13 protein-coding genes are annotated in these 13,566 nt (G+C 73.5%); 9 read left to right on the top strand and 4 right to left on the bottom strand.

Translation table 11 applies throughout. The annotated features are described in order from the left end of the window. Nucleotides 1-305: 305 nt before the first annotated feature. The 3 genes from ACFCY7_RS24845 to ACFCY7_RS24835 form a co-directional block, all read right to left on the bottom strand. Complete coding sequence (locus ACFCY7_RS24845) at nucleotides 306-758, bottom strand: DUF6114 domain-containing protein (protein WP_376488249.1); 453 nt, start codon at nucleotides 756-758, stop codon at nucleotides 306-308. A gap of 2 nt (nucleotides 759-760) precedes the next feature. Further along, nucleotides 761-1,420: a DUF6230 family protein gene (locus ACFCY7_RS24840; RefSeq protein ID WP_376488248.1), complete on the bottom strand. Its 660-nt coding sequence runs from the start codon at nucleotides 1,418-1,420 to the stop codon at nucleotides 761-763. Between the two features lie 196 nt (nucleotides 1,421-1,616). Beyond that, nucleotides 1,617-2,291, bottom strand: coding sequence for a TetR/AcrR family transcriptional regulator (locus ACFCY7_RS24835; protein ID WP_376488247.1), 675 nt, complete (start codon nucleotides 2,289-2,291; stop codon nucleotides 1,617-1,619). 426 nt (nucleotides 2,292-2,717) lie between these two features. Here ACFCY7_RS24835 and ACFCY7_RS24830 point away from each other — a divergent pair, with 426 nt between their 5' ends. Continuing rightward, a complete protein-coding gene (locus tag ACFCY7_RS24830; protein ID WP_376488246.1) occupies nucleotides 2,718-3,386 on the top strand; it encodes a Tat pathway signal sequence domain protein in 669 nt (222 codons plus the stop codon). Between the two features lie 50 nt (nucleotides 3,387-3,436). On the opposite strand, the gene ACFCY7_RS24825 is transcribed toward ACFCY7_RS24830, so the two are convergent. Next, on the bottom strand, nucleotides 3,437-3,895 hold the full coding sequence (locus ACFCY7_RS24825) for a Crp/Fnr family transcriptional regulator (protein ID WP_376488245.1): 459 nt from the start codon (nucleotides 3,893-3,895) through the stop codon (nucleotides 3,437-3,439). A gap of 228 nt (nucleotides 3,896-4,123) precedes the next feature. On the opposite strand from ACFCY7_RS24825, the gene ACFCY7_RS24820 reads away from it, so the two are divergent. The 8 genes from ACFCY7_RS24820 to ACFCY7_RS24785 all read left to right on the top strand — a co-directional run bounded on the left by ACFCY7_RS24820 (nucleotide 4,124) and on the right by ACFCY7_RS24785 (nucleotide 13,354). Continuing rightward, entirely contained in the window at nucleotides 4,124-4,819 is a 696-nt protein-coding gene (locus tag ACFCY7_RS24820) for an alpha/beta hydrolase (protein ID WP_376488244.1), read from the top strand. Between the two features lie 165 nt (nucleotides 4,820-4,984). Beyond that, nucleotides 4,985-5,740 (top strand): amino acid ABC transporter ATP-binding protein, encoded by a 756-nt coding sequence (locus ACFCY7_RS24815; RefSeq protein WP_376488243.1) that lies wholly within the window; start codon nucleotides 4,985-4,987, stop codon nucleotides 5,738-5,740. A 34-nt stretch (nucleotides 5,741-5,774) separates the two neighbouring features. Next, nucleotides 5,775-6,632 carry a glutamate ABC transporter substrate-binding protein gene (locus ACFCY7_RS24810; protein WP_376488242.1) on the top strand — a complete coding sequence of 286 codons (858 nt, stop codon included), beginning with the start codon at nucleotides 5,775-5,777 and terminating at the stop codon, nucleotides 6,630-6,632. Nucleotides 6,633-6,642: 10 nt separating this feature from the next. Continuing rightward, entirely contained in the window at nucleotides 6,643-7,308 is a 666-nt protein-coding gene (locus ACFCY7_RS24805; protein WP_376488241.1) for an amino acid ABC transporter permease, read from the top strand. After that, nucleotides 7,305-8,207, top strand: coding sequence for an amino acid ABC transporter permease (locus tag ACFCY7_RS24800; RefSeq protein WP_376488240.1), 903 nt, complete (start codon nucleotides 7,305-7,307; stop codon nucleotides 8,205-8,207). The genes ACFCY7_RS24805 and ACFCY7_RS24800 overlap by 4 nt, the downstream gene beginning before the upstream one ends. A gap of 147 nt (nucleotides 8,208-8,354) precedes the next feature. After that, nucleotides 8,355-9,944 (top strand): molybdopterin-dependent oxidoreductase, encoded by a 1,590-nt coding sequence (locus tag ACFCY7_RS24795; protein WP_376488239.1) that lies wholly within the window; start codon nucleotides 8,355-8,357, stop codon nucleotides 9,942-9,944. 33 nt (nucleotides 9,945-9,977) lie between these two features. Further along, complete coding sequence (locus ACFCY7_RS24790; RefSeq protein ID WP_376488238.1) at nucleotides 9,978-12,116, top strand: regulator; 2,139 nt, start codon at nucleotides 9,978-9,980, stop codon at nucleotides 12,114-12,116. 101 nt (nucleotides 12,117-12,217) lie between these two features. Continuing rightward, nucleotides 12,218-13,354 (top strand): sulfite oxidase, encoded by a 1,137-nt coding sequence (locus tag ACFCY7_RS24785; RefSeq protein WP_376488237.1) that lies wholly within the window; start codon nucleotides 12,218-12,220, stop codon nucleotides 13,352-13,354. Nucleotides 13,355-13,566: the final 212 nt, after the last annotated feature.

Genomic DNA, 13,566 nt, shown 5'->3' with positions numbered 1-13,566 from the left:
TCGGCTGCTTCTGTTGTTTATACGACCCTGGCGGGGGGGGCCGGGCCGGGGCGGGGCCCGGCCGGGTGGCGGCCCCCCCCACCCGGGCCGGCCTCCGCCGGGCCGGCTCCCTCGGGTGCGGTCCCGGCCGGGTCGGTCCCGGTGGCGCGGTCCGCGGCGGGCAGCGAGCTCGTCGGCGCGCCGGTCGTCGTAGACGACCGGGTGCCGAGACCGGGTGCCGACCGGGTGCTGACCGGGAGTCGACCGGCCTGCCGGCCGGGTGCCGGCCGGGCGTGGATCCGGCCGGCCCGGTGCGGGAGGGTCGTTCAGGCCGTCCCGGCCGCCGTCGGTGCCTCCGTGGTGCGTCCGGCCGTCCCCGGCTTCCGGCGCCGGAAGAGCCGGCGCTGCCGCGGCGGCCGGTCCGGGAGCCAGCCGAAGGCGAGCGAGCTGCCGATCAGTCCGAGCATCATCCCCACGAAGAACCCGCCCAGGTTGGAGGTCACCCAGCTCCCGAGGGACGCCAGGACTCCGACGACCGAGTAGAAGAGCCGTTGGCGGGGGTTGAGGACGACGAGCAGTCCGCAGATCACCATGAGGCCGGGCAGGACGTAGCCCACCAGGCTGTCGGCTCCCGCCGTGAGGATCACGTTGATGCTCGCCCGCTGGGTCAGCAGGATCTCCGCCCCGCCCAGGGCGAGCGTGACGCCGGCGCCGAAGGGGCGGCGGTGCCGCCAGCGCCGGAAGGTCCGCCAGGGGTGCCGGGGACGGCCGGGCGCCACGCTCAGCAGCCCTTCGAGCTGAAGCGCATGTGCAGGTCGGGCAGGGTGAACCGGACGGCGGTCGTGGCGTAGTTGGTCTGCCGCAGGTCCTTGATGGTGACGGTGTCGGCCTGCTGCCCGAAGGAGCCGAGGGGGCCCTTGACGTGCGGCTTCTCGAAGGTGCTGGCGTCGCCGCCGATCTCGATGTTGTCGAAGTCGGCGACCTTGCCGCTGATGTCGGTGGAGTCGGTGGTGAGCCCCGAGGCCTTGACCGGGGTTCCTTCGCCGCCCGCCGTGATGTGCAGGTACGTGCCGCCGAGCTCCACGCTCTGGCAGAGGTTGGTGAGCTTCGCCTCGCGGATCGCGGTGACGATGACCAGCACCTGCCCGCCGGTGTCGCCGGCGTTGGGGCTGCCCTCGGCCATGTTGTCGAGGGCGCCGAACTGGCCGAAGCCGGTGCCCTCCATGGAGTCGGCGGTGACGGTGAACGGCATTCCGGAGATGGCGAACTGGGCGGCGAGCGCCCCTTGCGCGGTGAGGACGACGAGGGTGGCGGCGATGGCCAGGGCGGGGCCGCCCATCAGCGCCGCGCGGCGGTAGCGGACCCGGCCGCGTCTGCCGGAACCGTCCTCGGTCGCGGCGGTGTTCGTGTGCTGGTCGGGGGAGCCTTCGGACAGGGCCATGCGGTGCTCCTGACATGAGTGAGGAAACAGACCTGCGCGGCGACGTCCTGGCGCGGACCGTCCCCCAACCCGCCCGGGTCTTCCTCGCGTGGTGCGGAGGCAGACGTGCCGCAGGGGACCGATCGGACCGTAAGGCTTGCTGTTACCCGGGGTCAACTCCCTTGCATCGATGGCTCGTTGGGCATCCGACGATCGATCATTCGGAGGTGAAGGGGGCCACCACGACGTGCACCAGGCTGTCGAGGAGGAGCGGGATGCCGGTGAACCGGCCCTCGTCGACCGCCCGGTGGACCGCGGCGTGGACGGCACCCACCACGATGTCGACCAGCTCGCCCCGCGGCACCCACGCCGGACCCGGCGGGGCGTCGGTGAAGAACCGGCGAAAACTGGCCAGAAGTTCGGCGCGGGCCCGGCGTCCCGCCGGCCCCAGGGACTCGATCTCGACCACCATCGTGGCGAACGCCGGGGTCTGGGTGAGCAGGGTCAGGAGCACCCGCAGTCCGGCGCGCACCGCGGCCGGCCAGTCCGCCGCGCCGCCCGCCTCCTCGTACGCCTTCTGCATGGCCCGCACCACCTGCTGCGTGCCGCCCCGGTACGCGGCGAGGACGGCGTCCTCCTTGCCGGAGAACAGCTCGTAGAAGACGGGTCGGGTCACTCCGGCGGCCCGGCAGATGTCGCTGATGCGCGCGCCCGCGTAGCCGTTCGCCGCGACCGTCCTCGCGACCCCGTCGAGCAGTCGCTCCCGCTGCCGCGAGGCCACCTGCTCGGGCGTCAGCCGGCGCGGTCCGGGGCGGAGCGAGCGCTCCGGCTCGCGTCCGGATCGGGCACCCGGCAGGACGAGATCCTCCTCGGTTCCGCGAGCACTCGTCATCGGCCACATCCTCCCGGGGTTGTTGACGTCACATACTCGACAGGATTACAACCCTCATGGGTTTTCCTCTCGGTGCGCCGAGCGACGGAGCCGCTCCCCGCGGGACGGGGCGCGTCCCCACCGCGCACCGCACCGAGTATCACGCTCCCGCACCTCTCGCGACACCGCTGCCGGACATCCGTGGCGCCGGATCGTCCGGCGGCGGCCGTGCACCACCCCGTAGAGCGGCACACCGTCACGTCACGCCGCGCACCACCTCGTCGAGCCGCGCACCCTCACGCCGGCCTCCTTCACGGGCATCCCCACGTGCGCCCGGTGCCACCCCCGCACCGGTCCGCGCTGCCCCAGCACTCTCCGCGTACCCACGCGCACCGCCGAGCACAGCCGAGTTCCGCACCCCCACTCCGTACGGAAGGAAGCACCCTCATGCGCAAGCGCGCTCTCCTCGTGTCCATCGGCCTGGCCGTCACCGCCACGCTGGCCGCGACCACCCAGGCCGGCGCCTCGGGCGCCGCCGCCGGCAACGTCCTCACCACCGGCGGCGCGGGCGGCACCGCCGTCGCCGTCGGCGACGTCCTCTCCGCCTCGCTCTCCACCGGGACCAAGGCCAGGATCGCCACCACGGCCGGCGGCAGCACCGGCATCACCTGCAACACCTCGGCGTTCACCGCCACCGTCACCGGCAACCCCGCCGCGCCCGGCACCGCCACCGAGTCCGTCACCGCTCACACGCTGAGCAGCTGCACCACCAACATCATCGGCGCGACCGGCGTCCAGAGCATCACCGTCAACAACCTGCCCTTCGTCGCCGCCGTCGCCTCCGGCGGGTCCCTCACCGTCACCGCGGGCGCCGCCGGCCCGATCCAGACCACTCTGAAGATCAACACCATCCTCGGCCTGACGACCTGCGTCTACCGGGCCACGAGCCTCACCGCCACGCCCTCCAACACCGACAACTCGCTCACCTTCACCGACCAGCTGTTCACCAAGACCAGCGGACCCGGCACCTGTCCCGGCAGCGGCTACTTCTCCGCGAAGTACGGGCCCGTCCTGGACACCAGCCAGGCAGGCAGCCCCGCCGTCTTCGTGAACTGACCGCCGTCCCCGGCCGTGCCCCCTTCCGCGTACGAGGAAGGGGGCACGGCTCACGCCAGGATGCCGCTCCCGTGCGGGGCGTAGAGGTCCAGGAGCCGGACCCGGGTCACATGGAGGCGGTGGGCCAGGATCGACCCCACCCAGAACACCACCGACGCGCCGAACTCGGTGTCCGAGCGGCACATCGACCGGACGGCCTGCGCGTCGAACTCGTACGCCCGCACGGGCGTCATCGCCTCGGCCCCCGACTGGCAGAGATACGGCGGGAACAGCCAGGACAGCCCCACCAGCTCCCCGTGGCGCAGGGTCTCGATCACGGGCGACCCGCGGCCCGGAACCTTCGCGTCGAGCGTCACGGCGCCCGTCTTCACGATCCAGAAACGGTCGGCGTGCTGCTGCTCCTCGAAGAGGCGATGGCCGGAATCGAAGTACACGTCCACGGCGAACGCCATCAGGCGCTCCCGGTGCTCCGGCGGCAACGTGCTGACCTTGGGTGCGGCACTGCTCATGGCGGACCCTCCTCGCACACTCGACTCCCACCCCCAGTGTCCGCCAGGGCGCCGAGGTGCGCAGGGATCCCGCGGCGCGGCGCCCGGGAGCGGGCGGCGGCGGGCCCCCGCCGCCCGGGGAGGCGACCGGACGTGCGGCTCCGCCGCCCTGCCCGTAGCGTGGCCGCGGGGGTCACGGGGCGGGACCAGGGGCGGAATCCATCCCTCGCGCAGATCGGTACGGAACCCATGGCAGACAAGCCCACGATCGTCCTGGTGCACGGCTTCTGGGGCGGCGCCGCCCACTGGGCCAAGGTCATCGTCGAGCTGAGGAAGCGCGGCTACGACAAGCTGCACGCCGTCGAGAACCCGCTCACCTCCCTGGCCGACGACGCCGAACGCACCCGGAAGATGGTCAAGCAGGTCGACGGCCCCGTCGTCCTCGTCGGCCACTCCTACGGCGGCGCCGTGATCACCGAGGCGGGCGGCCTGCCCAACGTCACCGCCCTGGTCTACGTCGCCGCCTTCGCCCCCGCCGACGGCGAGAGCCCCGGGCAGATCTCCCAGGAGGACCCGCCGGCCGCCTTCGAGAACATCGCGCCCGACTCCGACGGCTACCTCTGGGTCAAGCAGGACAAGTTCCACGAGAGCTTCGCCCAGGACCTCGCCGAGGACGAGGCCCTGGTCATGGCCGTCACGCAGAAGGCCCCGCTGGCCTCCACCTTCGGCGACACGGTCACCGAGCCGGCCTGGCGGACCAAGCCGTGCTGGTACCAGGTCTCCACCCAGGACCGCATGATCCACCCGAACAACGAGCGGCGCATGGCCCGGCGCGCGAACGCGCGCGAGGTGGTCGAGCTCGACGCGAGCCACGCCTCGCTGGCCTCCCACCCCGCCGAGATCTGCGACCTCATCGAACGGGCCGTCCAGGGAACCGCCGGCTGACCCCTGCCGTGCCCCACGCGCGCGCGTGAACCCCTCCCGGGCATCACGCGCGCGTCCGCGCGCTCACCCTCCGCACCCGCCGTCCGGCGTGCGCGGGCCCGGGGGAGGGCGGAGCATGAACGTGGGAGGGAGCGACAGAAAGGGGGCGTGACGCAGGAGGGTGCCATGCCCGTCCCGGACGGTGGTGACGCGCTCGTCGTGCTGCGCGGCGTCGACAAGCACTTCGGCGCCCTGCACGTCCTCCGGTCCATCGACCTCACCGTCCACCGGGGCGAGGTGGTCGTCGTCATCGGCCCCTCCGGCTCCGGCAAGTCGACGCTCTGCCGGGCGATCAACCGCCTGGAGACCATCGACGCGGGCGAGATCGTCGTCGACGGGCGCCCGCTGCCCGCCGAGGGACGGGAACTCGCGGCCCTGCGGGCCGACGTGGGCATGGTCTTCCAGTCGTTCAACCTCTTCGCGCACAAGACCGTCCTCGACAACGTCACCCTGGGGCAGATCAAGGTCCGCAAGAAGGACCGGAAGACCGCCGAGCAGCGGGCCCGCGCCCTTCTCGACCGGGTCGGGGTCGCCAACCAGGCGGACAAGTACCCGGCGCAGCTCTCCGGGGGCCAGCAGCAGCGCGTGGCCATCGCCCGCGCCCTCGCCATGGAACCGAAGGTGATGCTCTTCGACGAGCCGACCTCCGCGCTCGACCCCGAGATGATCAACGAGGTCCTGGAGGTCATGCAGCAACTGGCCAGGGACGGCATGACGATGGTGGTCGTCACCCACGAGATGGGCTTCGCCCGCTCCGCCGCCAACCGGGTCGTCTTCATGGCCGACGGGAAGATCGTCGAGGAGACGACCCCGGACGAGTTCTTCAGCAACCCGCGCAGCGACCGCGCCAAGGACTTCCTCTCCAAGATCCTCCACCACTGAGCCAGCGGACGCCGCCCGACCAGCAGCCCCAGGGGTGATCCTCATGAACCCGCTCAGGACCAGCAGGGCCACCGTGGCCGTCGCCGCGGCCGTCGTCCTCTCCTTCACCTCCGCCGGCTTCGCGCACGGCGCCGCCGCCGGCGCGCCCCGCGACCACGGCGGCGACGAGATCACCATCGGCATCAAGTACGACCAGCCCGGCATCGGCCTGAAGACCCCCGACGGCACCTACACCGGCTTCGACGTCGACGTGGCGACCTACATCGCCAAGCAGCTCGGCCACGACCCGTCCGACATCGTGTGGAAGGAGGCCAAGAGCGCCGACCGGGAGACGCTGCTCCAGCGCGGCGACGTGGACTTCATCGCGGCCTCGTACTCGATCAACGACAAGCGCGCCGAGAAGGTCGACTTCGCGGGCCCCTACCTCCTCGCCCACCAGGACGTGCTGATCAGGGCCGATGACGACTCGATCAAGAAGCCGTCCGACCTGAACAACAAGAAGCTCTGCTCGGTCACCGGCTCGACGTCCGCGCAGAACGTCAAGGACAAGATCGCCCCCGACGCCCAGCTCCAGGAGTACGGCGGCTACAGCGAGTGCCTGACCGGACTGGAGAACGGCGTCATCGACGCCGTCACGACCGACGACTCGATCCTCGCCGGATACGCCGCGCAGCCCGAGTTCAAGGGCAAGTTCAAGCTCGGCGGCTTCGAGATGAGCAACGAGAACTACGGCATCGGCGTCCAGAAGGGCAGCGAACTCAAGGCCAAGATCAACACCGCCCTGGAGAAGATGGTCGCCGACGGCTCCTGGGAGGCGGCGGTCAAGAAGAACTTCGGGCCCGCCGGCTACCAGAACGAACCGGCCCCGCAGATCGGCGTCGTCGTCAAGTGAGCCGGCCGCCGTGTTCGACTTCCTCGAAGGCTACGACCTGCTGGGAGCCTTCTGGACCACCGTCCAGCTGACCGTCTACTCCGCGATCGGCTCCCTCGTCTGGGGGACGCTGCTGGCCGCCATGCGCGTCAGCCCCGTCCCCCTCATGCGGGGCTTCGGCACCGTCTACGTCAACATCGTCCGCAACATCCCCCTCACCGTCATCATCGTCTTCACCTCGCTCGGCCTCTTCCAGACCCTCGGCGTCAGCCTGGGCGCCGACCGGTTCACCGTCATCAACTTCCGGCTCGCCGTCCTCGGCCTCACCGCCTACACCAGCGCCTTCGTCTGCGAGGCCCTCCGCTCCGGCATCAACACCGTCCCCCTCGGCCAGGTCGAGGCGGCCCGCGCCATCGGCCTCAGCTTCCCGCAGGTCCTACGCATCATCGTGCTCCCGCAGGCCTTCCGCTCGGTCGTCGGCCCCCTCGCCAACGTCCTCATCGCCCTCACCAAGAACACCACCGTCGCCGCCGCCATCGGCGTCGCCGAGGCAGCCCTGCTGATGCGCGAGATGATCGAGAACGAGGCCCAGCTCATCCTCATCTCGGTGATCTTCGCCGTCGGGTTCCTCTGCCTCACCCTGCCCACCGGACTGTTCCTCGGCTGGGTCGCCAAGAAGGTGGCGGTGAAACGGTGAAGGACAAACCGACGGTCCTCTACGACGTCCCCGGGCCGCGCGCCCGGCGGCGCAACCTCCTGTGGGCCCTGCTGTTCCTCGTCGCCCTCGCCGCCGTCGTGTGGTGGGTCGTCGTGAGCCTCGCCGAGAAGAACCAGCTCGAATGGTCCAAGTGGGCGCCCTTCTTCACCGACGCCCGCGTGTGGGAGACGTACATCCTGCCCGCCCTGAAGAACACGGTGATCGCCGCCGGACTCGCCATGGTGATCGCACTGCCCATGGGCGCCCTCCTCGGCATCTCCCGGCTCTCCGACCACCGCTCCGTGCGCGGCGCGGCCGGCGTCGTCGTCGAGTTCTTCCGGGCCATCCCCGTGCTGATCCTCATGCTCTTCGCCAACGCCGCGTACGCCGAGTTCACCGACATCAGCCCGGACACCCGACCCCTCTACGCCGTCGTCACCGGCCTCGTCCTCTACAACGCCTCCGTGCTCGCCGAGGTCGTCCGCGCCGGTATCCTCGCCCTCCCCGCCGGCCAGACGGACGCCGCCAAGGCCATCGGCATGCGCAAGGGCCAGACCATGGCCTACGTCCTCCTCCCGCAGTCCGTCACGGCCATGCTCCCCGCCCTGGTCAGCCAGCTCGTCGTCATCGTCAAGGACACCGCGCTCGGCGGCGCCATGCTCGGCTTCTCCGAACTCCTCGCCTCCGTCCGCCCGATGAGCGCCAACTACGGCGCCAACACCATCGCCTGCTTCACCGTCGTCGCCGTCATCTTCGTCATCCTCAACTTCGCCCTCACCACCTTCGCCTCCTGGCTCGAAGGCCGCCTCCGCCGCGGCCGCAAGTCCACCGGAGCGGTCGTCGGAGCCGAGGCGGTGCAGGACCTGGCGACCCCGGGCGAGCACCTCGACAAGCCCTAGGCCCCGTCCGGAAAGTCCCGCCCGGCTCGCGGGGCCCGACCGACGGGACACCCCCGGGCGGGCGACGCGCGGCCGGTCGCTCCGCCATCCGGGTGAAGCGCCCCTCGGGGGGCCGCCCGGGCGGCCCGGCGTGCCGAAGAACCCACCATGAACGCCACCAGGACCGCGCGCGAGCCGGAGTACGAACCCACCCGCACCGACCGGCTCCTCGCCGCGCTCGGCGGCCTGATCTCCGCGTACGTGTCACTGGCCGTCGCCGACGTCGTCGCCGCCCGGGTACGGCCCGAGGCGGGCCCGGTGCCGGCCGTCGGCGGCGCCGTCGTCGACCGGACGCCCGCGGGCCTGAAGGAGTGGGCGATCCGCGCCTTCGGCGAGAGCGACAAGGCCGTCCTCCAGCTCGGCATCCTGATCCTCCTCGGGCTCCTCGCCCTCGGGGTAGGCCTGCTCGCGCTGCGCCACCGCCCGCTCGGCGCGGCGGCCGTCGGCGCCTTCGGCGTCCTCGGGGCCCTCGCCGCCGTCACCCGCCCCGACTCGGACTCCGCCGTCGACGCCGTGCCCTCCCTCGCCGGGGCCGCCGCCGGCGCGGCGCTGCTGTACGTCCTGGCCGGCCGCCTCCGCACACCGAGGCCCGGCACGGACCGAGCGGACCGGCGCGGCTTCCTGATCGTCGCCGGCTCCGCCGGGCTCGCCGCGACCGGCGCCGCCGCACTCGGCAGGATGGCCGGCACCCCCGTACAGGAACACGCGGAGGCCTCCCGCGCGGCGCTGCGACTGCCCCGGCCCGACTCGCCCGCGCCCGCCGCGCCCCCCGGTGCGCAGCTCCGCGTGCCCGGCATCGGCCCCTTCTTCACCCCCAACCGCGACTTCTACCGCGTCGACACCGCGCTCGTGGTCCCGAAGGTCGACGCCGACCGCTGGCGGCTGCGCCTGTACGGCAGCGGTGTGCGCGGGGAACGCACGTACAACCTGAGGGAGTTGACGGCCCGGGAGACGGTCGAGCGGGACATCACGCTGGCCTGCGTCTCGAACGAGGTCGGCGGCCCCTACGTCGGCAACGCCCGCTGGCTCGGCGTACGCCTCGCCGACCTGCTCCGCGAGGCCGGCGTCCGCCCGCCCTCCGAAGGCGGCCCCGCCGACCAGCTGGTCGCCCGCTCCGTCGACGGCATGACCATCGGCACCCCCGTCGAAGCGGTCATGGACGGCCGTGACGCCCTCCTCGCCTTCGGCATGAACGGCGAACCCCTCCCCTTCGCCCACGGCTTCCCCGTCCGCATGGTCGTCCCCGGCCTCTACGGCTACGTCTCCGCCTGCAAATGGATCGAGTCCATCGAACTCACCACCTTCGACGCCTACGACGCCTACTGGGTCCCGCGCGGCTGGGCCGCCCAGGCCCCGATCAAGACCCAGTCCCGCATCGACACCCCGCGGCCCTTCGCCCGCCCCGCCGCCGGCACCGTCATGGTCGCCGGCGTCGCCTGGGCCCAGCACCGGGGCATCCGCCGCGTCGAGGTGCGGATCGACGACGGCCCCTGGCACGACGCCACGCTCGCCGCCGAGGACAGCCGCGACACCTGGCGCCAGTGGGCCTACCCCTGGGCCGCCACCCCGGGCCGCCACACCCTCACCGTCCGCGCCACCGACGGCACCGGCACCACCCAGCCCGAACGGCGCACCCCCACCATGCCGGACGGGGCACAGGGATGGCACTCGGTCGACGTCAGGGTCGAGGCTGGGTAACGAACGCACTCCGCACCCCCGTTCACGGCGTTCATGAGGGACACTGCTCCCGTGCGTGGACATCTGCCGGACGAGAACCCCGGTTTCGTGGGGCGCCGCACGGAACTGGAGCGAATATCCGTCGCGTTGACGGAACACCGCCTCGTCACCGTGACCGGCGTCGGGGGAGTGGGGAAGACCCGCCTCGCGCTCCGGGCTGCGCACCGCGTCGCCGAGCGGTACCCCGACGGGGCGTGGTGGACCGACCTCACCCCGCTCGACGGCGACCGGCTGCTCGTCGCGCTCGTCGCCGACTCCGTCGACCTCTCGGACCACACACCGGGCATGGCGACCACCGGCCTCTGCCGGCGGCTCGCCGACGACCGGCTGCTGCTCGTCCTCGACTCCTGCGAGCACCTGGCCGAACCCTGCGCGCGGCTCGTCGCCGAACTGCTCGCCGCCGCCCCCGGACTCACCGTGCTCGCCACCAGCCGGCGCCCCCTCGGCGTCGAGGGCGAGCACGTCATCGCCCTCGACCCGCTGCCGCCCGCCGGCCAGGACGCCCTCGAACTGCTCCGGAGGGCCGCGGGCGAGGACTTCCCCGCCGCGGGACCGGCCGGCGAGATCTGCGTACGCCTCGAAGGCATCCCGCTCGCCCTGGAACTGGCCGCCGCCCAGATCCGCCTCCAGGGCGCCGAAGCCGTCCGGGACCAGCTCGGCAGCCGCTTCGACGCCCCGCCGGGCACCCGCTTCGACCTGCTCGCCCACACGGAACGGGTGTGGCCGAGCCGCCACCAGACCCTGCGCGCCGCGATCGGCTGGAGCCACGAACTGAGCGCGCCCCTCGAACGGCTCCTCTGGGCCCGGCTCTCCGTCTTCCGCGGCCCGTTCGACCTCGCGTCGGCGACCGCCGTGTGCGTCGGCGGCCCGCTGAACCGGGCGACCCTGCCCGGCGCCCTCGACGGACTCGTCCGCGCCTCCGTGGTCCGGGCGGCCGACGCGGCCGGACGGCACCGGATGCTCGACACGATCCGCGAGTACGGCGCGACCTGGCTCGACCGCACCGGCGAGACGGGAGCCGTCGCCGAGCGGCACGCCGCCCACTTCCGCGGCCTGGCCCGCCGGGCCGAGACCGAGTGGCACGGCGCCCGCCAGCTCCGCTGGTACCGGACGGTCGACGCCCACCACACCGACCTGCGCACCGCCCTCGACCGCCTGCTCCGCACCGACCCCGACGCCGCCCTCGACCTCATCGGCTCGGTCGCCTTCGCCTGGTCCTGCCGAGGCCGCCTCCGGGAGGCCCGCGACGGCCTCGAACAGGCCCTGCTGCTCAGCGGCGTCCGCGGCCGCGTCCGGGCCCGCGCCCTGTGGGCCCTCGGCGTCACCCTCGTCCTCCAGGGCGAGTTCGCCCCCGCCCAGGACGTCAGCGAGCGGTGCGCCCGCGAGGCGCGGTACGCGGAGTCGGCCGAGCAGGCCGACCACGCGGCGGACGCGGGGTACGACGACCACGCGGGACCCGGCCGCGGCGGCCGGCGCGACCGGCCCGGTGACCTCACCCTCGACGCCGCCGCCCTCGCCGGGCTCCTCGCCCTCACCACCGGCCGCGCCATGGCCGCCCACGTCGTCGTGGGCCATGTCCTCGACGCCGCGCCGGGCGGCCTCGCCGACTCCGCGGCCCGGCTCCGCTGCCACCTCGTGCGGGTCTTCGCCCTCACCGGCCTCGGCCGGCTCGACGAGGCCCGGGACCGGGCGCTCGCCCTGCGCGACCGGTGCAGGGAGCTCGACGAGCACTGGACCCGCACCGCCCTGGAGTACCAGCTCGCCCTCACCGGCCTCCTGGAGGGCGACCCCGCGGCCGCCTCCGGACACGCCCGCGCCATGCTCGAAGGGACCCGCAGCCTCGGCGCCAGCCTCGGCGTCGCCCTCGGCCTCGACGTCCTCGCCACCGCGCTCGCAGCGGCCGGCGACGGCGAGAGCGCGGCCGACGTCTCCGGCACCGGCGAGGCCTACTGGCGCTCCACCGGCCAGCCCCGGCGCGGCCTGCCCGGCCTGCGGGCCCTCCACGAGAAGTACACGGACACCGTGCGCGCGTCGATCGGCGAACCCGCCTACGAGGAGATCTTCGTCCGCGCCCTCACCGGCCTCCCCCAGGACGGCCTCGACCGCGCCCTGCGCGGCCCCCGGTACGGCTGACGGCCCGGGTGTGCCGCGCCCTCGGGAGTGTCCTGCCGATCACGCCGCGCGCACGGCCTGATCGACAAGACACTCCCGAGGGCGCGGCGCACCATGAAGGCATGGACGGATCCCTCAGCGGCCTGGGCGACATCAGCGCGCCGGGGCGCGTGGCAGGCCCCGAGGAGGGCGTCAGCGAACACGAGCTGGCCCTCGCCGCCCGCAACCACGGCCTTCCGCTGGAGGCGCTGCGGTACGACGTCACCCCGCCCGGGCTGCACTACGTCCTGGTGCACTACGACATCCCCGCCACGGACGCCGACGGCTGGCGGCTCACCGTCGGCGGCCGGGTGCTCCGGCCGCTCTCCCTCGACCTGGACGCGCTCCGCGCCCGGCCCGCCGTTACCCGCCGGGTGACCCTGGAGTGCGCCGGGAACGGCCGGGCCAGGCTCACGCCCCGGCCCGTCAGCCAGCCCTGGCTCGTCGAGGCCGTCGGCACCGCCGACTGGACCGGCGTCCCGCTGGCCGCGCTCCTCGCGGAGGCCGGTACCGCCGAGGACGCCGTCGAAGCGGTGTTCACGGGCGCCGACCACGGCGTCGAGCGGGGCGTCGAACAGGACTACCGTCGCGCCCTGCCCCTCGCGACGGCCGCCGACCCGGCCCGGGACGTCCTCGTCGCGTACGCGATGAACGGCGCGCCGCTGCCCCCGCAGCACGGCAGCCCGCTGCGGCTCGTCGTCCCCGGCTGGTACGGCATGGCCCACGTGAAGTGGCTGCACGACATCACGCTCACCGACACCCCGTACACCGGCTTCCAGCAGAGCGTCGCCTACCGCCTGCGCCAGGAGGCGGCCGACCCGGGGGAGCCCGTCACCCTCATCGCGCCCCGCGCCCTGATGGTGCCGCCCGGCTTCCCGGACTTCATGTCCCGCACCCGGGTCGTCCGCCCCGGCCCCGTCACGCTGACCGGACGCGCCTGGTCCGGCCACGGCCCGGTCACCCGCGTCGAGGTCAGCGAGGACGGCGGGGCGGCCTGGACCGGGGCCGAGCTCGCACCGGACCCCGCCCACCCCTGGGCCTGGTCCGCCTGGCGCACCACCTGGACCGCCACCCCCGGACTGCGCCACCTCACCGTCCGGGCCACCGATGCCGACGGCAACGTCCAGCCGCTCACCGCGCCGTGGAACCGCGGCGGCTTCGCCAACAACCTCGTCCAGCGGGTCGAGGTGCTGTGCACCCCGGAGGCGCCCGCCGTCTGAGGGCGGCGGGTGCGCCCCGGCGTTGTCCGCCGGCCGAGAGAGCGGCGGGTGCGCCCCAGTGTTGTCTGCCTGCTGAGGGCGGCCGGTGCGCCCCACCGTTGTCCGCCGGCCGAGAGCGGCCGGTGCGCCGCACCGGCGTCCGTCGGCCGGGACCGGCAGCTCTGCCGGGCGGGCCCTCCGTGGACCGGGGGCCCACCGCCGTGCACCCGGAC

This window comes from Streptomyces sp. NPDC056361, assembly GCF_042262805.1.
In the GTDB taxonomy this organism is placed as follows: Bacteria; Actinomycetota; Actinomycetes; order Streptomycetales; family Streptomycetaceae; genus Streptomyces.
This window is presented reverse-complemented; position numbering and strand designations above follow the sequence as displayed.